The sequence below is a fragment of the Streptomyces sp. NPDC001606 genome (genome assembly GCF_053596835.1).
Map to the genome: position 1 here is coordinate 46,258 of NZ_JBSFHC010000027.1, position 20,342 is coordinate 66,599.

Genomic DNA, 20,342 nt, shown 5'->3' on the forward strand with positions numbered 1-20,342 from the left:
CCTACGCCGTCGTCACCACCCCTGGGACACACCGCGGCCGAGCCGGCCCGTCTCACCGAGGGCCGCCTGCTCGGTCCGCGCCCGGGGGCCGGCGGGTCACAAGGCCTTGAGCGCTCCCGCCGTGGCCCGGGCCAGCTGGGCCAGGTACCCCTTCGGCGGCTTCGGGGAGCGGATGACCACCGCGCGCCAGTACAGCGGGCCGGAGATCAGGTCCAGGGTGAGGTCCGCGTCGAGGTCCGCCCGCAGCTCGCCCCGCGCCTGCGCCGCCGCCACGATCTTGCTGGCCACCCCCTCCTGGCCGTCCCGCAGCGCCCTCTGGAAGGCCTCCGCGATGTCGGGGTTGCGGGCCGCCTCGGCCTGGAGGTCGGGGATGATCTGGGAGGCGACCGGATGGCGCAGCGCACGGGACGTGACCTCGTAGAGCAGCCGCAGGTCGGCCTCCAGCGAGCCGGTGTCGGGGACCGGCAGGCCGAGCACCGCCATGGCCGAGACCACGTCCAGCACCAGGTGCAGCTTCGACCGCCAGCGCCGGTACACCGCCGTCTTGCCGACGCCCGCCCGCCGCGCGATCCCCTCGATGCTCATGCGCGCGTACCCGACCGCGGCCAGCTCCTCGAAGACCGCCCCCCGGATGGCCTCGGTCACGTCCTCGCGGAGCACCGCCGCACCGGCCGGGGCCCGGCGGCGCGGACGGGGTGTCGGCGGGGTGGCGGACTCGCCGGCGTTCGTCGTCATACGAACAGCATAGGGCGTGACGACGAAACGGTTGCGTTCCGACGTCAAATGGTTCTACTCTCGCGTTACGACGATACGGTCCCGTCCCGACGTAAGAGAACGTGAAGAGAAGCGTAAGGAAACGCCGGACGCCGGACCGGCCGGCTGCGGCCCCGCCAGAGTCGGACGCAGCTCCCCCCTCCCCCGAGCGAAAGCAGCGGATGTGAGCCAGGTCCTCCACACACCGCCCCCCACCCAGGCCCCGGAAGACGACGATCTGGCGGCGCTGGCCGCCCGCCACGGCCTGACGGTCAGCGGCGCCCGCCCCACCCTGCGCGAGTACATCGGCCAGCTGTGGGCCCGGCGCCACTTCATCACCGCGTTCGCCACCGCCAAGCTCACCGCCCAGTACAGCGAGGCCAAGCTCGGCCAGGTCTGGCAGGTCATGACCCCGCTGCTGAACGCGGCGGTCTACTACTTCATCTTCGGCGTGCTGCTCGGCACCAAGAAGGGCGTCCCGGACTACGTCCCGTTCCTGGTCACCGGCGTGTTCGTGTGGACGTTCACGCAGAGTTCGATCCAGGTCGGCACCCGCGCGATCTCCGGCAACCTCGGCCTGGTGCGCGCCCTGCACTTCCCGCGCGCCGCCCTGCCGATCTCCTTCTGCATCCAGCAGCTCCAGCAGCTGCTGTTCTCGATGGCCGCGCTGGTGGTCATCCTGCTCGGCTTCGGCCTGCCGGTCACCCCCGGCTGGCTGCTGGTGATCCCCGCACTGTTCCTCCAGTTCCTGTTCAACGCGGGCATGGCGATGATCATGGCGCGGATGGGCGCCAAGACCCCGGACATCGCCCAGCTGATGCCGTTCGTGCTGCGCACCTGGATGTACGTCTCCGGCGTGATGTGGAGCATCAGCAAGCTCACCAAGAAGGACCACCTGCCGCACATCGTCACGATCCTGCTGGAGAACAACCCGGCCGCGGTCTACATCGACCTCATGCGCTACGCGCTGATCAAGAGCTTCCACGCCAAGCAGCTGCCGCCGCACGTGTGGGCGACGGCGACCGGCTGGGCCCTGCTCGCCGGCGTCGGCGGATTCATCTACTTCTGGAAGGCTGAGGAGAAGTACGGCCGTGGCTGAGCACACCGAAGCAAGGGTCCCCACCGTCGTCGCCGACGGCGTCGACATCGTCTACCGGGTCAACGGCACCGGCTCCGGCCGCGGCTCCGCCACCGCCGCCCTCAACCGCATCCTGCGCCGCAAGCAGGCCGAGAAGGCGGCCGGCGTACGCCGGGTGCACGCGGTGAAGAACGTCTCGTTCGTCGCCTACAAGGGCGAGGCGATCGGGCTCATCGGCACCAACGGCTCCGGCAAGTCGACGCTGCTCAAGGCGGTCGCCGGGCTGCTCCCCGTGGAGAACGGCCATATCTACACCAACGGCCAGCCCTCCCTCCTCGGCGTCAACGCCGCCCTGATGAACGACCTCACCGGCGAGCGCAACGTCCACCTGGGCGGCCTCGCCATGGGCATGTCCCGGGAGCAGGTCAGGGAGCGCTACGACGACATCGTCGAGTTCTCCGGCATCAACGAGAAGGGCGACTTCATCACCCTTCCGATGCGCACCTACTCCTCCGGCATGGCCGCCCGGCTGCGCTTCTCCATCGCCGCCGCCAAGGACCACGACGTGCTCCTCATCGACGAGGCCCTGGCCACCGGCGACCGCAAGTTCCAGATGCGTTCGGAGGAACGCATCCGCGAGCTGCGCGAGAAGGCGGGCACGGTCTTCCTTGTCAGCCACAACAACAAGTCCATCCGCGACACGTGCGAGCGGGTGCTGTGGCTGGAGCGCGGCGAGCTGCGCATGGACGGGCCGACCGAGGACGTCATGAAGGAGTACGAGGCCTTCACCGGCGACAAGAAGGCCGCGTGAGGGTGAAAAAGGCGGCATCCGGGGGCGCGGAGCGTATGAACGGCGTATGAATGCCGCCCGGAGGGCAACCCAGGGCCCGGGAAACACGTCTTCCCTTCCGGGCCCCGCCCCACTCTCTTACCCAGAGCGCCGTTATCCCTTTCATCCTCCTAGTGACAGTATGTTATGAAAGGTGCGCACTGAGACGCCCGGAGACGACAAGCCCAAGGAGTCCTTCACGATGCCCCACCTCAGCGTCATCGTCCACGGACCGAACGCACAGGGGCATCTGACCGAGCTGCTCGGTTCACTCGAGGCACGGCCCCTGCCCGACGTCGAGGTGATCGTCGCCGCCGTCGGCGCCTGGGCGCGCGAGACGGCCGAGGCGCACGCCCCCGAGACCATCGCCGTACCCCTCCCGGAGGGCACCGGCGACGCGGCGGCCCGCGCGGCCGGTGCCGCCCGCGCCTCCGGCCGCTGGCTGCACTTCGTGCACGCCAAGGACGGGCTGCCGGCCGGCGCCACCCGAATGGTCGCCGAGCGCGTCGCCGAACTGGACGACACCGTCGACGTCCTCCTCTTCGACCACGTCACCACCACCTGGCAGTCCGCCGCCCGGCCCTCCCGCGACGGCCGCTTCCTCGCCGCCGTCGGCCGCGAGCCGCTCCCCCTGGACGAGGCCGCCGACCTGCTGCGCCTCACCCCGCTGCTCGGCAACCGCGCCGTGCGCGCCGACTTCTGGCGGGCGCACGAGCAGCGGCTCAGCACCGACGACGAGGCGCACGCGGCGTACGAGACCCTGCTGCGGGCCCGCCGGATCGCCTGCCTGAACCAGGCGGCGTACGAGAACCGCGAACTGCGCCCCGAGAGCCTGCCGCCGCTCGCCCCCGAGGACCGCCTCGCGCTCATCGACCGCTACGAGTCGCTGCTCCCGCTCACCCAGGACCGGCGCGCCGCCCGCACCACGCTCTACGACCTGATGGTGCGCGACCTGGTGCGCACTTTCGCCGGCGAGAACCTGCCCGACCCGGTGGCCCGCGAGTTCTTCCGCCGCGCCTCCCTCGCCGCCGTCCGCTGGCGCCCCGAGCGCCACGAGCGCCCCGCGGGCCTGGAAGGCGTACGGCACGCGCTGCTGGAGGAGGGCGCCTACACCAAGTACCGCGCCTTCCAGGCCGCCAACCGGGCCCGCCGCACCGCCAAGAAGGCCGTACGGACCCGTAAGCGCGAGCTGGGCACCAAGGTCCGCGACCTCCAGTACCGGCGCGCTCTGAGCCGTCCGGTCGACCCGAACCTGGCCGTGTTCGCGGCCTACTGGGAGCGCGGGGTGGCCTGCAACCCGGCCGCCATCGCCGCCAAGCTGCGCGAACTCGCCCCGCACATCCACCCGGTGTGGGTCGTGTCCAAGGACAACGAGGCCCTGCTGCCGCCCGGCACCGACCACATCGTGCCCGGCACCCGCCGCTACTGGGAGACCCTGGCCACCGCCAAGTACCTCGTCAACAACGTCAACTTCCCCAACGCGGTGGTCAAACGCCCCGACGCGATCCACCTCCAGACCCACCACGGCACCCCGCTCAAGCGGATGGGCCTGGACCAGATGGAGCACCCGGCCGCCGCCAAGGGCCTGGACTTCAACGCCCTGCTGGCCCGCATCGACAAGTGGGACTACAGCGTCAGCGCCAACAGCCACTCCACCCGGATGTGGGAACGCGCCTACCCGGCCCGCTTCACCTCCCTCGACCACGGCTATCCGCGCAACGACGTCTTCTACACGGCCGACGCCGGCGCGGTCCGCGCGGCCCGTGAACGCCTCGGCATCCCGCCCGGCAAGACGGCCGTCCTGTACGCCCCCACCCACCGCGACTACGAGGCCGGCTTCACCCCGCGCCTGGACCTGGCCGCCCTCGCCGACCGGCTCGGCGAGAACACCGTCCTGCTGGTCCGCGCCCACTACTTCTACGGCGGCGCCGCCTCCCCGCTCACCGGTCTGCGCCGCACCGGCCGGCTCATCGACGTCTCCTCCTACGACCCCGTCGAGGAGCTGTGCCTGGCCGCCGACGCCCTGGTCACGGACTACTCCTCGATCATGTTCGACTACGCCAACCTGGACCGGCCGATCGTCGTCTACGCCGACGACTGGGAGACCTACCGCACCACCCGGGGCGTCTACTTCGACCTGATGACGGACCACCCCGGCCAGGTCGCCACCACCCAGGAGGAACTCACCGAGATCTTCCTCTCCGGCGCCTGGCGCGACGAGAGCGCGGCCAAGGCGCGGGCCGCGTTCCGCCGCCGGTTCTGCGAGTACGACGACGGCCGCGCCGCCGAGCGGGTCGTCCGCCGGGTGTTCCTCGGCGAGCCGGAAGAGGCACTGCCGCCGGTGCTCCCCCTCGAAGAACGCACCCCCGCCCCGACCCCCGAGGAGGCCACCGCATGACCACCCCCGACGTCACGGTCACGGTCATCGTCTTCAACGACGCGGCCCGCCTCCCCCGCGCGGTCGCCTCGCTGCGCGCGCAGACGCACGCCAACATCGAGATCATCATCAGCGACGACCACTCGACCGACGACACCCCCGAGGTGGCCCGGCGGCTGGCGGCCCAGGACGAGCGCATCCGCTATCTGCGGCTGCCGGAGAACAGCGGCGGATGCAGCGCGCCGCGCAACCGGGCCGTCGAGATCGCCCGCGCGCCGTATCTGATGTTCCTCGACAGCGACGACGAACTGACGCCGCGCGCGGTCGAGTTGCTGCTCGCCGCGCACCGCGAGCGCGAGGTCGACTTCACCATGGGCGCGGTACGGCGGGTACGGGTGGACAACGGCCGCCGCTCCACCTGGATGCCGCACCTGGTCGCCGAGCACCGCACGCTGGAGGGCATCGAGGCGGACCCGCGACTGCTGTTCGAGCACCTCTCCACCAGCAAGATGTACGCCCGTTCCTTCCTGGACCGGCACGAACTCCGCTTCCCCGAGGGCATCCACTACGAGGACCAGCTGTTCTCGGCCCAGGCGTACTGCCTGGCCAAGGCGTTCACGATCATCCCGGACCCGGTGTACGTCTGGTACATCGACCCGTACGCGGCGGCGGCCTCGGCGTCCATCTCCAACCAGCGGCACAAGGTCAGCAACGTCCGCGACCGGGTCCATGTCCAGCGGCTGATCGACGACTTCCTCGTGGAGAGCGGGCACGCGGGGCTGCGCGAGGACAAGGACTACAAGTTCCTCAAGCACGACTTCCGCATGTACGCCGGCGACCTGCCCTACCGCGACGAGGAGTGGCTGCGGGCGTTCGCCGACATCATGAACCCCTATCTGGAGACCCTCTCCCCCGGCGCGTACGCCCGCCTTCCCCGCCCCGAGCGGGTGATCCTCCAGCTGGTCCGCGACGGCCGTCTCGGCGACGCGCAAGCGGCGGCGCGCGGCCTCGGCCACGGAGTCGCTCCGCGCCGGATCACCACCGACGCGGCCGGCACCCCCTACTGGGGCGACAGCGTCCCCGCCTCCGAGCAGTCCCGCCGCGAACTGGACCTGTCCGACCTGGAGCTGGACACCCGGCCCTTCACCACCGCGCAGTTCCGGCACGAGATCACCGAGCTGACGGCCGGTTCCGGGGCCTCACTGAACCTGCGGATCCGTACGTACGACCCGGGTCTGCGGCTTCCCGTGGGCCCCCAGCGGGCCGGCCTCGTCCTCGCCCCCGGGCGCCGGATGACGGTCCCGTTCCGCCTGGACCCGGTCCGCCCGGGCATCTTCGAGGGCACGGTCCACCTCGACCTGGCCGCCGCGCCGCTCCCTCTCCAGGGCTTCGACGGCGTACGGCACCCGGTGGTCCGGCTGTCCCAGCAGGGCCTCTCCCACTCGGGCGTGCTGCTGGCCCCCCTGGACTTCCCGGTCCGCACGGCCCGCGTCGACTACCGCTCCGGCGCGACCCCGCACGAGGTCACCGTCGAACCGGAGGGGCGCAACCCCGGCCGCCTCCAGCTCCGCTGGCGCCCCACGGGCATCACGGCCCAGGTCATCCGCCCCGCCTTCCACACCCTGGCCCGCCCCAAGGTCCGCAAGGCGGCCCGCCTGCTGGCCAGCGTCCTGAGGTAGTGGTTCCGAGTAGGGGGCGTTTTCAGGTTCGGTTGCGGGTGCGGGGTGGCTGGTCGCGCAGTTCCCCGCGCCCCTTCGGGGCGCTCACCCCCCAGCTCACCCGGGCCTCACCCCACCACCCGATACAACACCTGACCCCCCGGCCCCCCAGCAACCCGCTCCAGCCCCGCACCCGCGATCCCCCGCGGCCCCACAACCCACCGCACCCCGTACTCCCGCAGAATCCCCCTCCGCACCTCACCGGAGGTCCCCGCGTCGAAGTACCGCCGCACCGCGGCCTCCCTGCGCCCCGCATCCGGCAGAAACACATCCGGATACCCCGGCGCCACGGTGTACGGACCGTACGCGGGGATCTGCCGGGCCGGCATCGTCCGAGCCATCACCACATCCCCGTACCGCACCCACGGCGTGATCCACCGGTACCCCGCCCACGGCGTCCGGTACTTCTCCGCGACCACCGCGGGCAGCGCACTCCTGCCCGTCACATAGCCGAGCGTCCCCGCCTGCCCCCACGCTCCCACCAGCAGCGCCGCACCCAGCGCGCACGCCCACCAGGCCCGCACCGCCCGCCGGCAGCACGACACGACCTCCAGCGCGGCCGCGAGCTGCGCCGGGATCAGCGCGGCGGGCAGTGCACGGCCCCAGGAGTAGTGCCCGGTCAGCCCGCCCGCCGCGAACACCAGCGCGCCGAGGGCGAAGAACAGCACCAGCGGGTCCCAGCGGTCCCGGCGCAGGCGCAGGGCCAGCGCCGCCACCCCCAGCAGCACCAGCCCGAACCGCTCGGCCAGGTGCGTGTACAGCGGCTTGTGGATGGCCTCCAGGTCCGCTCCCGCGGAGAACAGCGCGAAGAAGTCGTAGTACGGCCAGAGCCACAGCAGCAGCACCCCGAGGGCCAGCCCGGCGCCGAGGCGCAGCCAGACCTCGCGGCCCGGGCGCGCGGCGATCACCGTGGCCAGCGCGCCGATCGTCGCCACCACCCCGGTGAACTGGTGGCAGAGCAGGATCAGCGCCCAGAACAGACCGAGCCCCGACCACCTGCCCCAGCCCCACACCGGCTCCGCCCGCACCGCGCGGGTCAGCCATGCCCAGAAGTGGAAGGCGAGGCCGAGCGCGAGGACACTCGGGTACGACACGGTCAGCGCGAGCGAGTTCAGCCCGACGAAGCCGCTCCAGTTGAGAACGGCCGGGCCCCAGAGGAAGACCAGGCTGAGCAGGGCCAGGGCCGGGGCCGCGCGATGGGGGGTGTACGTGCGGACGTACCGCCACACGCCCGTGACCAGCAGCCCGAGCCCGGTGAGCGCGCCGAGCCGGAGCACCACGAACACCGACAGCCCGGACACCTTGGCGACCGCGCCCAGCACCAGCATCCACGGCGAGTAGTACGGGCTCGGCGTGTCCGCGTCGACCAGCGGGTTGCCGGGATGCAGCAGGTCGTGCCGGAGGCGCTGGATGGTGGCCGCGTGCATGCCGAGGTCGCCCATCCACGGCAGGCGGACGATCACCAGCAGCATCAGCAGCAGCACGAGCGCCGCGGCCGTCTGCGGCAGCACGCGGCCCGCCCGCGCGGTGCCGTCGGACGGCACGCGGCGGCTCACCTGTTCTTCGAGCTCAGACGGCGCGGCGCGCATCCTGCTGGAACACCCACGTGCGATAGACGACGAAACGGAATGCGGAGGCGAGCACGATCGACAGCGCCTTCGCCAGGTTCGACCCGGCCACGCTGTGCAGACCGAAGCCGTGGTAGCCGACCCAGAACAGGCCGATCTCCATCAGCACGCCCAGCCCGCTGAAGACGAAGAACAAGACGATCTGGCTGCGGCTGCGCGAGGACCGGTCGCGATAGGTGAAATAGCGGAAGCCCAGGTAATTCGTCGCCATCGCGATAACGCTGGCCAGGACCGTGGCGGTCATCGCCTGCCAACCCAGGCCGTGCAGCAGCAGGTTGAAGATCAGGAAATTGACGAGGACACCGCTGCCGCCGACGATCCCGAATTTCACGACCTCCAGCACGACACGCGTGACGGGCCGGGCCGGTGCCGGCGCGGGGGGCGCGACCGGGCGGATCTCGGTGAGGTTCACAGTCACACGGCAGACCCTATCCGAAAGGCACCGATGAGCAGGAAACGGTAAATTCACCGATCATTTTTGGCTAAGGCTTCGCAAGAAACGGAACGCCCCGGGCCGATGTCCCGTCAGCCCGGGGCGTTCTCCGTCTCGTACGACGACGAGGTCGACGACGAGATCTCGTACGACTACGAGTGCGTGCGCAGCAGCGTCCGCATCGTACGCATCGCCACCGACAGGTTGGCGAGGTCGAAGGAGTCCGAGCCGCGGATCTCCTCCAGGGTGGTGCGCGCCCGGCTCAGGATGGGCGCGTTCTTCTGCTCCCACGCCTTGAACCGCTGCTCCGGCGTCGAGGTGCCGTTGCCCACCGCGAGGACGTCCGCAGTGAGCGCCGCGTGCGCCGCGTACAGGTCCTCGCGGATGGAGGCGCGGGCCATGGACTGCCAGCGGTCGTTGCGCGGCAGCTCGATGATGCGGTCCATCAGCTGGGTGATGCTGAGCCGGTCGGCGAGGTCGTAGTACACCTCGGCGACGTCCAGCGGCTCCTTGCCCATGCGGTCGGCGACGGACACGATGTCGAGCGTCGGGAAGGCGGAGGAGAACCCGGCCACGCGGGTGGCCAGCTCGTCCGGGACCCCGGCCGAGGACAGCTCGTCGTACACGTGCTGGTACCACTCCAGGTCCGCGCCGCGCAGCAGCTTCGGCAGCTCCTGCCAGACCCGCTCGACCCGCTCCGCGAAGAACTCGACGGTCTCGGCGAGCTGGAGCGGCTGCGGCCGGTTGTTGAGCAGCCAGCGCGTGCCGCGCTCGACCAGGCGGCGCGAGTGCAGCCGGATGCGGGTCTGCACGGCCGCGTCGACCCGGTTGTCCAGCGCCTCGACCGCGTCCCACACCGGCGCCGAGGAGAAGATCGCACGGGCCGCGGTCTGGGCGCGGACGATCTCCTCCAGCGAGGCTCCGGTCTCCTCGCGCATCCGGTGCAGATACGTCGTACCGCCCGTGTTGACCGTGTCGTTGACCAGCACGGTCGTGGTGATCTCACGGCGCAGCGGGTGGTTGTCGACCGCCTCGGCGAAGCGCTCGCGCAGCGCCGTCGGGAAGTACGCGTGCAGCAGGCTGCGCAGGTAGGGGTCGTCCGGCAGCGAGGTGTGCAGCAGCTCCTCGGCGACCGTGATCTTCGTGTACGCCAGGACGACGGCCGTCTCCGGCCCGGTCAGGCCGTGCCCCTGGGCGAGCCGCTCGCGGATCTGCCGGTCGGCCGGCAGGAACTCCAGCGCCCGGTCCAGATGGCCCTCGCGCACCAGGTGGCGCAGGAAGCGCTGCTGGGCGTGGAGCATGTCCTTGGCCTGGAAGAGCGCGTTGGCGAGCGCGGTGTTCTGCGCGTAGTTGTTGCGCAGGACCAGCGCGCCGACCTCGTCGGTCATCTCGGCGAGCAGCTTGTTGCGCTGCTTGACGGTCATGTCGCCGTCCGCGACCAGGCCGTTCAGCAGGATCTTGATGTTCACCTCGTGGTCGGAGGTGTCCACGCCGGCGCTGTTGTCGATGGCGTCGGTGTTGATCTTGCCGCCGCTCATGGCGAACTCGATCCGGCCGAGCTGGGTCAGGCCCAGGTTGCCGCCCTCGCCGACGACCTTGACGCGCAGGTCCTTGCCGTCGACGCGGATGGCGTCGTTGGCCTTGTCGCCGACGTCGGCGTGGGTCTCGGCGGACGACTTCACGTACGTGCCGATGCCGCCGTTCCACAGCAGGTCCACCGGGGCCTGGAGGATGGCCTTCATCAGGTCGGCCGGGGTCATCTTGGTGACCTTGTCGGCGATCCCGAGGGCCTCGCGGATGTGGGCGTTGAGCTGGATCGACTTGGCGCTGCGCGGGAAGATCCCGCCGCCCGCCGACAGCAGCTCGGTGTTGTAGTCGGCCCAGCTGGAGCGGGGCAGCTCGAACAGGCGGCGGCGCTCGGCGTAGGAGGTGGCCGCGTCCGGGTTCGGGTCGATGAAGATGTGCCGGTGGTCGAAGGCGGCGACCAGGCGGATGTGCTCGGAGAGCAGCATGCCGTTGCCGAACACGTCACCGGACATGTCACCGATGCCGACGACCGTGAAGTCCTCGCTCTGCGTGTCCACGCCCAGCTCGCGGAAGTGCCGCTTGACGGACTCCCAGGCGCCGCGCGCGGTGATGCCCATGCCCTTGTGGTCGTAGCCCGCGCTGCCGCCGGAGGCGAAGGCGTCACCGAGCCAGAAGTTGTACTTCTCGGCGACGCCGTTGGCGATGTCCGAGAAGGTCGCGGTGCCCTTGTCGGCCGCGACGACCAGGTAGGTGTCGTCGCCGTCGTGCCGGACGACGTCCTGCGGGGGCACGACCTCGCCGGCCACCATGTTGTCGGTGATGTCGAGCAGCGCCGAGATGAACGTCTTGTAGCTGGCGATGCCCTCGGCCAGCCACGCGTCCCGGTCCACGCCCGGGTCCGGCAGCTGCTTGGCGACGAAGCCGCCCTTGGCGCCCACCGGCACGATGACGGTGTTCTTCACCATCTGCGCCTTGACCAGGCCGAGGATCTCGGTGCGGAAGTCCTCGCGCCGGTCGGACCAGCGCAGGCCACCGCGCGCGACCTTGCCGAAGCGCAGGTGCACACCCTCGACGCGCGGCGAGTACACCCAGATCTCGTACGCCGGGCGCGGTGCGGGCAGGTCCGGGATGGCCTGCGGGTCGAACTTCATGGAGACGTACGCGTGCGGCTTGCCGCCCTCCGCCTCCTGGAAGAAGTTGGTGCGCAGGGTCGCCTTGATGACGGTCAGGAAGGACCGCAGGATCCGGTCCTCGTCCAGCGAGGCCACCTGGTCGAGGGCCGCGTCGACCTCTTCGAGCAGCGCGTCGATCAGCTCGAGCCCGGCCTTCTGCCGGTCCGGGGACATCCGCGCCTCGAACAGCGACACCAGCAGCCGGGTGGTGTGCACGTTGTTGCGGAGGGTGTCCTCCATGTAGTCCTGCGAGAAGGTCGAACCGGCCTGCCGCAGGTACTTCGCGTAGGCGCGCAGCACCATCGCCTGCCGCCAGCTCAGCCCGGCGCTCAGCACCAGCGCGTTGAAGCCGTCGTTCTCCGCCTGGCCGGTCCAGGTCGCGGCGAACGCCTCCTGGAAGCGCTCACGGGCGTCGTCGCCGAGGTACTCGCCGCCGTGGCCCGCCGCCTTGGGCATGCGCAGACCGAAGTCGTAGATCCAGGCGGTCGTCCGGTCCGCGCAGCGCAGTTCGTACGGCCGCTCGTCGGTGACCTCGACGCCGAGCCGGCTGAGCACCGGCAGCACCTTCGAGAGGGAGACCGAGCCGCCCTTCTGGTAGATCTTGAAGCGGCGCTCCTCGGGCGCCGCCCCGACCGGCTCGTACAGGCTCAGCGAGAAGATCTTGTCCTCGCTCAGCTGCTCCAGGTGGACGAGGTCGGCGACCGCCGCGCGCGGGGTGTGGTCGGCCTTGTAGCCCTCGGGGAAGGCGTTGTTGTAGCGGCGCAGCACCTCGGCCGCGCGCTCCTCGCCCAGCTCCGCGGTGAGCGCCTCGGCGAACGCGTCGGCCCAGGACCGGGCGGCCTCGACCAGCCGGGCCTCGATCCGCTCCTTGTCGGCGTCCGACAGCTCGGGCAGCTCGGTGCCCGGCGGGACGCGGACGACGAAGTGCAGCCGGGACAGGATCGACTCGGTGTTCCAGGCGGTGAAGTCGACGCTGACACCGCCCAGTTCCTCCTTCAGGATGTCGATGATCCTGAGCCGGACGCCGGTGGTGTAGCGGTCGCGCGGGAGGTAGACGAGCGCCGAGTAGTAGCGGCCGTACTCGTCCTGGCGCAGGTAGAGGCGCAGCCGGCGCCGCTCCTGGAGGTAGAGCACGCTGGTCACGATGGCCTGGAGCTCGCCGGCCGGGGTCTGGAACAGCTCGTCGCGCGGGTAGGTCTCCAGGATCTGGAGCAGGTCGCGGCCGTCGTGGCTGTTGGGCGAGAACCCGGCCAGCTCCAGCACCTCGTCCACCTTGCGGCGGATCACCGGGACCCGGCGCACCGACTCGGTGTAGGCGGCGGAGGAGAACAGACCGAGGAAGCGCCGCTCGCCGACGACGTTCCCGTCCGCGTCGAACTTCTTGACGCCGATGTAGTCCAGGTACGACGGCCGGTGCACGGTGGCCCGGCTGTTCGCCTTGGTCAGCACGAGCAGCTTGTGCTCGCGGGCCTTGGCGCGGGCGTCGGCCGGCAGCCGCTCGAAGGAGGGGCTGACCGGGTGCTGGTCGTCCTCGGCGTGGTGCGGGTCGGAGCGCAGGATGCCGAGGCCGGTGCCGGGCACGGCGGCGAGCGTGTCGTCGTCCCGCAGCTGGTACTCGCGGTAGCCGAGGAAGGTGAAGTGGTCGGCGGCGAGCCAGCGCAGCAGCTCGCGGGCCTCCTCGGCCTCCGGCGCGGGCAGGTCGGCGGGGAGCGGCTCGCTCTCCAGGCCGTCGGCGAGCCGGGCCGCCGCGTCCCGCATCTTCTCCCAGTCCTCGACGGCCTCGCGCACGTCGGACAGGACGCGCAGCAGGTCGGCGGAGATCTGCTTCAGATCGGCGCGGTCGGTCTCCCGGTCGATCTCGACGTGGATCCAGGACTCGACGTGCGCGTCGTGCGGCAGCTCGCCGGTGGGCGGCGTCGGCAGCACCTCGAGGAGCTTGCCGGTCAGATCGCGCCGGACGACGAACTGCGGGTGGATGACGACATGGATGCCGCGCCCCTGCCGGGTCAGCTCATTGGTGACGGAGTCGACCAGGAACGGCATGTCGTCGGTGACGACCTCCACCACCGTGTGGCTGCACGTCCAGCCGTTCTCCTCCACGGTCGGGGTGTGCACGCGCACGTTCGCGGTGCCCTGCGGGCGGTTCTCCGCGAGACGGTAGTGCGACACCGCGGCGCCGAACACGTCGACCGGGTCGCGGCCGGCCAGGTCTTCCGGCGCGGTGTGCAGGTAGTAGCGCTGGAGGAACGCGAGGACTGATTCGCTGTCGGTGACGGCGGAGACGCCCGGGGTGTCCGGGGTGCCCTCGTCCGTCGTCCCGGTCGGTAGGTGCCCCCCGACCGGGCTGTTCTCAGCTACCCGGGCAGCCCTCTCGAGCAGCTCGGCCTTGGCTTCGTCCAGCTTGGTCTGCATTGTCCTCTGGCTCCTGTCGCGCGCCGTTGCGTGACGTAGAAGGAAAAACGGTCTCTTCCCCTCCGGTACAACGCCACGACCCGGGATCTCCGGTCCGTTCAGACGCTATGCCGCGAGGTGAGATGAGCGGGGGGTATTCGGCCATTCTCGGCGCACCCGTGGTGGCTGACGCTGCCCTCGGCACCGTCGTGTCCGGGGTCGTCCTCGGCGTCCGGGGAGCGTCCGCGCTCCCGTCCCGCCCGCGAAGACCAGCGACCGCCGCCCGGTCACGGAGGTGCTCCGTGCAACCCGGGCGCAGGGCAGGGACGGCGTCGTCCCCGCGAACTATCGCGCTGATCACGCCACAAGGCTATCGCCACTTACCCCGGGCCCGTCATGAGCCGTATGTGTACAAAACCGGGGGGTGAACTTTGACGTTCTGCACAGCGCCCCGGTGGGCACAGGTGACGTAACCGGCGGTCTTGGCAACCGGGCCCGGGCGAGGCACCGTGCCCGGTACGGCACCCCCGCCACCGGCCCTGCCCAGACCGGTCCTGCCCAGAGGAGCTGACATCCGACATGGCCCCGAAGATCCTCATCGCCACCGGCGACGCAGCGGAGTCCCTCGAAGTCCTCTACCCCTACCAGCGCCTGCGCGAGGAAGGATACGAGGTCCACATCGCGGCCCCCACCCGCAAGACCCTCCGTTTCGTCGTCCATGACTTCGAGCCCGGCTACGACACCTACACCGAGAAGCCCGGCTACACCTGGCCCGCCGACCTCGCCTTCGGGGAGGTCGACCCGGACGCCTATGTCGCCCTGGTCATCCCCGGCGGCCGCGCCCCGGAGTATCTGCGCAACGACCCCGGACTGCGCAAGATCGTCAAGGCCTTCCTCGACTCCGACCGGCCCGTCGCCCAGATCTGCCACGGTCCGCTGCTCACCGCCGCGATCGACGGCCTGCGCGGCCGCCGGGTCACGGCGTACCCCGCGCTGGAATGCGACATGCAGGCGGCCGGAGCGCGCTTCCAGGACACCGAGACGGTGGTCGACGGCCCCCTGGTCTCGGCGCGGGCCTGGCCGGACCATCCGGCGTGGATGCGGGAGTTCCTGAAGGTCCTCAGGAAGACCGCGCCGGCCGACTGAGACCGCCGCTGGTCGCGGATGCGCCGGGGGGCTGCACCGCCGGCGGAGACGGCTAGGCCGCTATGCGCAGCGCCACCTCGACCGCCTCCGCCAAGGTGTCCACCACCGGCGCCCCGGCCTCCTCCAGGCTGTCCCGGCTGTGCGAGCCCCCGCTGTAGAGCACCGCACCGGCCCCCACCCGCCGAGCCGCGAGCGCGTCGTCCGCCGCATCGCCGATCACGACGGTCCGCGCCGGCTCCACCACCTCGCCCAGCGCCTCGAGGTGGCGCACCATGTGCTCGGCCTTGCTGCCCCCGGACGGCCCGGTCCGCCCGTCGACGCGTATGAAGTGCGCCTCGATCCCGAACCCCCGCACCAGTGGCACCAGTTCCTCGTGCCCGTACATGCTCAGCAGCGACTGGCTGTGCCCCGCCGACCGCCACTCCGCCAGCAGCTCCGCCGCCCCCTCGGTCAGCCCGCACCGTGTGCGCTGCTCGGCGTAGTGCCGGTGGAAGACCCCGTCCATCAGCTCCCACTCGGCCTCGGTCGGCAGCCGGCCGAGCAGCCGCTCGTAGAACCTCGGCACCGGCACGCAGTACAGCGACCGGTACTGCTCCAGCGTGATCGGCGCGAGCCCCAGCTCCGCGAAGGCCGCGTTCGTCGCCCCGACGATCGCGTCGTTGTCGTGGAACAGCGTGCCGTTCCAGTCCCAGACGATGTGCGCCCTTGCGTTCCCCATGCGAAAACCGTACCGGCCGCCACTGACAACGCCCCCGGCCGGCCGCATGACCGCAGGTCAGCCGGGACGCAGGGGGCGGGTCAGGCGCGCCCGACCAGGTGGGGGATCTCCTGCGTGGCGTACCACAGCAGCTCGTGGTCGTCGGCGCCGTCCACGACGAACTGGGCGTCGTCGTCCCCGCCGTCCGCCGCCTGGAGCGCCTCCGCCGCCGCGGCCACATCCGCCCGGGCGTCGTCGGCGTCGACATGCACCGCCGCCGCCTTGGCCAGCGGCACCGTCACCCGCACGGTCACCTCGCCCAGCGCGGACGGGTCCAGCCCCCGGTCGGGGTCGACGCTCACCGCGCCCTCGGGCACATCCACGGCGACCACGACCCGGCGCCGCTCGGCGTCCGGGTCGGCGGCGAGCTGCCGCAGGGAGGCCAGCGCGGCGCGGCTGAGCGCCGCGTACTCCAGCTCCTCGATGTCGTCGGAGACGTACCACTCGCGCAGCGCGGGGGTGACGGCGTACGCGACGAAGGGGCCGCTCCCCAGCTCCCCCGTCTGGTGCGCCGTGGCGAGACCGGGGAGGGTCAGGGGGACGTAGACGCGCATGCTGGCCGCTCTTTCCTGGTCAAAGGCTCCGCTGGAGGTCTCGGGGAGAGCGGCGGGCGCAGCTCCCGGAGGGCCTTCAGGATACGTGCGGCTGTCCCCTTTCGAGCCCCTGCCCGGGCCCGGCCGGCGTCCACCCGGTCACGCACAACTCACCCTCCCTGCCCGCTTCCCGATGGGCTCCGCACCGCCCTCCGCCACCCGGATGAGTGAATCCCTCCGCCCCTTCCGCTGTGCCCCCACCGCCCTTGTCATCCGGTTTCCCCGGCCCGTACAAGATCCCCACCAGCGAGTTACCGCCCGGTAGATCCGGGCCCGGCGGACGGGGATCCCCATGAACAAGGTCATGAGCCGCACGATCAAGGGCACGAGCCGCGTCGGCAACGACATGAGCCGGCCCGGCCAGCCCCGCCCGCGCCACCGCCCGCCGACCCGCCACGACACCCGCCGCCCCGGCGGCGCCCCACCCCGGACGCCGAGCAGGAGCACCCGCCCCCAGCCACCGCGCACGGCGCCCGAGGCCGCCGAACGGACCCGTACGGCGCCTCCGACAGCCGAACCGGCCAGCGGGACGCCTCGGCCCGGGACGCCCCGTACGGCGCCCCAGACGGCCGTCACGCCCCCGCAGCCGGCCGTACCGCGGCCGCGTCCCCGCCCTCGCCCCACCGACCTCTTCGCCGACCGGCTGCTGGCCGTGCTGAGCGGCCAGCGGCCCGTGCACTGGATGCTCCGCCACACCGCGGGCCGCGCCTACGACGACCTGGCCCGGCTCGCCGCACGCGGCCCGCTGCGCGCCCGCGGCACCCGCCCCGTCGTCCACGACATCGGCTACTACGTCGCCGCCGAGGGCGCCATCGAGGCCTTCGCCCGGATCTCCGCCGGCGACCAGCTGCGCGCCCTGGCCTTCCGCCTCGAACTGGGCGCCGACCTCCGCTGGCGCTGTACGGCGGTGGAGACGGCCGGCCCCGGGGCGCGCCCGCGCTCGGACGACTGACCCCGGCCCCGGCGCACCCCGGGCGTGAGACCGACTGACCCCGGCGCGCCCGGCGCGGAACGCAAGCGGGCCGGGTTCCCGAAGGAACCCGGCCCTGCCCGACTCTCAGCCCTCGAGGGGCCGCACGATGCCGCTACTTCTTACGGCGCCGCCCGCCCTTGGCCTGCTTGCGCCGCTCGGCGCGGGTGAGGCCGTCGGCCTCGGAGCGCACCGGCTCGTCCTCCTCCAGGTCCCGCTCGACGATGCCGCCCTCGCCGTCCACCGTCGGCGCCGAGAAGTGCAGATCACGCCGCTGGGGCACATCGAGGCCCTTGGCGCGGATCTCCGGGCGGGCACCGGCCTGCGCCGGCACCGTGTCCTGGACGCCCTCGCCGACCGGCTCGGCCTCCTCGACCGGCACCTCCTCGACCTGCTGCTCGACCTGGACCTCCAGGTTGAACAGGTAGCCGACGGACTCCTCCTTGATGCCGTCCATCATCGCGGTGAACATGTCGAAGCCCTCGCGCTGGTACTCGATCAGCGGGTCCTTCTGGGCCATCGCGCGCAGGCCGATGCCCTCCTGGAGGTAGTCCATCTCGTAGAGGTGCTCACGCCACTTGCGGTCGAGGACCGACAGCACGACCCGCCGCTCCAGCTCACGCATGATCTCGGAGCCGAGCTGCGCCTCGCGCGCCTCGTACTGCTCGTGGATGTCGTCCTTGATGGACTCGGAGATGAACTCGGCGGTCAGGCCGGCGCGGTCACCGGCGGCCTCCTCCAGCTCCTCGATGGTGACCTTCACCGGGTACAGCTGCTTGAAGGCGCCCCACAGCCGGTCGAGGTCCCAGTCCTCCGGGAAGCCCTCGGCGGTCTCGGCCTGGACGTAGGCGTCGATCGTGTCGTCCATGAAGTGCTGCACCTGCTCGTGCAGGTCCTCGCCCTCCAGGACGCGGCGCCGCTCGCCGTAGATGACCTCGCGCTGCCGGTTGAGGACCTCGTCGTACTTCAGGACGTTCTTACGCGTCTCGAAGTTCTGCTGCTCGACCTGCGACTGCGCGGACGCGATCGCGCGGGTGACCATCTTGTTCTCGATCGGCACGTCGTCCGGCACGTTCGCCATGGACATCACGCGCTCGACCATCTGGGCCTTGAACAGGCGCATCAGGTCGTCGCCGAGGGACAGGTAGAAGCGGGACTCGCCCGGGTCGCCCTGACGGCCGGAGCGGCCGCGCAGCTGGTTGTCGATGCGCCGCGACTCGTGCCGCTCGGTGCCGAGGACGTAGAGGCCGCCGAGGCTCTCGACCTCTTCCTTCTCGGCCTTGACGGCCGCCTCGGCCCGCTCCAGCGCGGCCGGCAGCGCCGCGGCCCACTCCTCGATGTGCTCCTCGGGGTCGAGGCCGCGCTGGCGCAGCTCCGCCTCGGCGAGGTCCTCGGGGTTGCCGCCGAGCTTGATGTCCGTACCACGGCCGGCCATGTTGGTGGCCACGGTGACCGCGCCCTTGCGACCGGCCTGGGCGACGATCGACGCCTCACGTTCGTGGTGCTTGGCGTTCAGCACCTCGTGCTGGATGCCGCGCTTGCTGAGCTGCTGCGAGAGGTACTCCGACTTCTCGACGGAGGTGGTGCCGACGAGGATCGGCTGGCCCTTCTCGTGCTTCTCGGCGATGTCGTCGACGACCGCCTCGAACTTGGCGACCTCGGTGCGGTAGATCAGGTCCGACTGGTCCAGGCGGACCATCGGCCGGTTGGTCGGGATGGGGACCACGCCGAGCTTGTAGATCTGGTGGAACTCGGCGGCCTCGGTCATCGCCGTACCGGTCATGCCGGAGAGCTTGGAGTAGAGGCGGAAGAAGTTCTGGAGGGTGATCGTGGCGAGGGTCTGGTTCTCGTCCTTGATGTCCACCCCTTCCTTCGCCTCGATCGCCTGGTGCATGCCCTCGTTGTAGCGGCGGCCGGCGAGGATACGGCCGGTGTGCTCGTCGACGATCATGACCTCGCCGTCGATGACGACGTAGTCCTTGTCCTTCTTGAAGAGTTCCTTGGCCTTGATGGCGTTGTTCAGGTAACCCACCAGCGGCGTGTTCACCGACTCGTAGAGGTTGTCGATGCCCAGCCAGTCCTCGACCTTGCTGACACCGGACTCGTGGATGGCGACCGTGCGCTTCTTCTCGTCGACGTCGTAGTCGCCGGTCTCCTCGATGCCCTTGAGCGGGTTGCCCGCCTCGCCCTTCTTCAGCCGCGTGACCAGCTTGGCGAAGTCGCCGTACCACTTGGTGGCCTGGTCGGCCGGGCCGGAGATGATCAGCGGCGTACGGGCCTCGTCGATGAGGATGGAGTCGACCTCGTCGACGATGGCGAAGTTGTGGCCGCGCTGCACCAGCTCGTCCTTCGACCACGCCATGTTGTCGCGCAGGTAGTCGAAGCCGAACTCGTTGTTCGTGCCGTAGGTGATGTCGCACGCGTACTGCTCGCGGCGCTGGGCCGGCGTCATGTTGGCGAGAATGCAGCCGACGCTCAGGCCCAGGAACTTATGGACGCGGCCCATCATCTCGGAGTCGCGCTCGGCCAGGTAGTCGTTGACCGTGATGAGGTGGACGCCGTCGCCGGACAGGGCGTTCAGATACGCGGGCAGCGTGCCGACGAGGGTCTTGCCCTCACCGGTCTTCATCTCGGCCACGTACCCCAGGTGGAGCGCGGCGCCGCCCATCAGCTGCACGTCGTAATGGCGCTGGCCGAGGACGCGCTTGGCCGCCTCACGGACCGTGGCGAACGCCTCGGGGAGCAGGTCGTCAAGGCTCTCACCGTCGGCGTAGCGCTGCTTGTACTCCTCGGTGAGGGCCCGCAGCTCGGCGTCGGAGAGGTTCACGAAGTCCTCTTCGATGGAGTTGACCTGGTCCGCGATGCGGTGCAGCTTGCGCAGGATCTTGCCTTCGCCTGCACGCATGATCTTCGAGAGGACGGACACGGGGGCTGGTCTCCTTGCCGGTCGGGCCTGGGACGGTCGGTTTT

13 protein-coding genes are annotated in these 20,342 nt (G+C 70.9%); 6 read left to right on the top strand and 7 right to left on the bottom strand.

Annotated features, from left to right (window positions below; all coding sequences use genetic code 11):
• Positions 1–96 precede the first annotated feature (96 nt).
• Positions 97–735 carry a TetR/AcrR family transcriptional regulator gene (locus ACWCV9_RS34445; RefSeq protein WP_385847340.1) on the bottom strand — a complete coding sequence of 213 codons (639 nt, stop codon included), beginning with the start codon at positions 733–735 and terminating at the stop codon, positions 97–99.
• Positions 736–937: 202 nt separating this feature from the next.
• Between ACWCV9_RS34445 and ACWCV9_RS34450 the strand changes: the two genes are divergently transcribed.
• From ACWCV9_RS34450 to ACWCV9_RS34465, 4 genes are all read left to right on the top strand, one after another.
• Complete coding sequence (locus ACWCV9_RS34450; RefSeq protein ID WP_450792537.1) at positions 938–1,852, top strand: ABC transporter permease; 915 nt, start codon at positions 938–940, stop codon at positions 1,850–1,852.
• A complete protein-coding gene (locus tag ACWCV9_RS34455) occupies positions 1,845–2,642 on the top strand; it encodes an ABC transporter ATP-binding protein (RefSeq protein WP_450792539.1) in 798 nt (265 codons plus the stop codon). Before ACWCV9_RS34450 ends, ACWCV9_RS34455 begins: the two co-directional genes overlap by 8 nt.
• Positions 2,643–2,862: 220 nt before the next feature.
• The gene (locus tag ACWCV9_RS34460) at positions 2,863–5,058 is read left to right on the top strand and encodes a CDP-glycerol glycerophosphotransferase family protein (protein WP_450792575.1); all 2,196 of its coding nucleotides are present in this window, start codon (positions 2,863–2,865) and stop codon (positions 5,056–5,058) included.
• On the top strand, positions 5,055–6,716 hold the full coding sequence (locus ACWCV9_RS34465) for a glycosyltransferase family 2 protein (RefSeq protein WP_450792541.1): 1,662 nt from the start codon (positions 5,055–5,057) through the stop codon (positions 6,714–6,716). The genes ACWCV9_RS34460 and ACWCV9_RS34465 overlap by 4 nt, the downstream gene beginning before the upstream one ends.
• Positions 6,717–6,823: 107 nt before the next feature.
• On the opposite strand, the gene ACWCV9_RS34470 is transcribed toward ACWCV9_RS34465, so the two are convergent.
• The 3 genes from ACWCV9_RS34470 to ACWCV9_RS34480 form a co-directional block, all read right to left on the bottom strand.
• Positions 6,824–8,227 (bottom strand): hypothetical protein, encoded by a 1,404-nt coding sequence (locus ACWCV9_RS34470; protein WP_450792577.1) that lies wholly within the window; start codon positions 8,225–8,227, stop codon positions 6,824–6,826.
• A 97-nt stretch (positions 8,228–8,324) separates the two neighbouring features.
• Complete coding sequence (locus ACWCV9_RS34475) at positions 8,325–8,801, bottom strand: GtrA family protein (RefSeq protein ID WP_385847336.1); 477 nt, start codon at positions 8,799–8,801, stop codon at positions 8,325–8,327.
• Between the two features lie 167 nt (positions 8,802–8,968).
• The gene (locus tag ACWCV9_RS34480) at positions 8,969–13,927 is read right to left on the bottom strand and encodes an NAD-glutamate dehydrogenase (RefSeq protein ID WP_450792543.1); all 4,959 of its coding nucleotides are present in this window, start codon (positions 13,925–13,927) and stop codon (positions 8,969–8,971) included.
• 558 nt (positions 13,928–14,485) lie between these two features.
• Between ACWCV9_RS34480 and ACWCV9_RS34485 the strand changes: the two genes are divergently transcribed.
• The gene (locus ACWCV9_RS34485; RefSeq protein WP_450792545.1) at positions 14,486–15,052 is read left to right on the top strand and encodes a DJ-1/PfpI family protein; all 567 of its coding nucleotides are present in this window, start codon (positions 14,486–14,488) and stop codon (positions 15,050–15,052) included.
• Positions 15,053–15,104: 52 nt separating this feature from the next.
• Here the strand turns inward: ACWCV9_RS34485 and ACWCV9_RS34490 are convergent, their stop codons facing one another.
• Entirely contained in the window at positions 15,105–15,770 is a 666-nt protein-coding gene (locus ACWCV9_RS34490) for an HAD family hydrolase (protein WP_450792547.1), read from the bottom strand.
• A gap of 80 nt (positions 15,771–15,850) precedes the next feature.
• Positions 15,851–16,363 (bottom strand): DUF6912 family protein, encoded by a 513-nt coding sequence (locus ACWCV9_RS34495; RefSeq protein WP_450792549.1) that lies wholly within the window; start codon positions 16,361–16,363, stop codon positions 15,851–15,853.
• 331 nt (positions 16,364–16,694) lie between these two features.
• Between ACWCV9_RS34495 and ACWCV9_RS34500 the strand changes: the two genes are divergently transcribed.
• Positions 16,695–17,354 carry an Rv3235 family protein gene (locus tag ACWCV9_RS34500; RefSeq protein WP_450792551.1) on the top strand — a complete coding sequence of 220 codons (660 nt, stop codon included), beginning with the start codon at positions 16,695–16,697 and terminating at the stop codon, positions 17,352–17,354.
• Positions 17,355–17,487: 133 nt separating this feature from the next.
• On the opposite strand, the gene secA is transcribed toward ACWCV9_RS34500, so the two are convergent.
• Positions 17,488–20,298, bottom strand: a complete 2,811-nt coding sequence (gene secA, locus ACWCV9_RS34505; RefSeq protein WP_385847329.1) for a preprotein translocase subunit SecA — start codon at positions 20,296–20,298, stop codon at positions 17,488–17,490.
• Between the last annotated feature and the right edge of the window lie 44 nt (positions 20,299–20,342).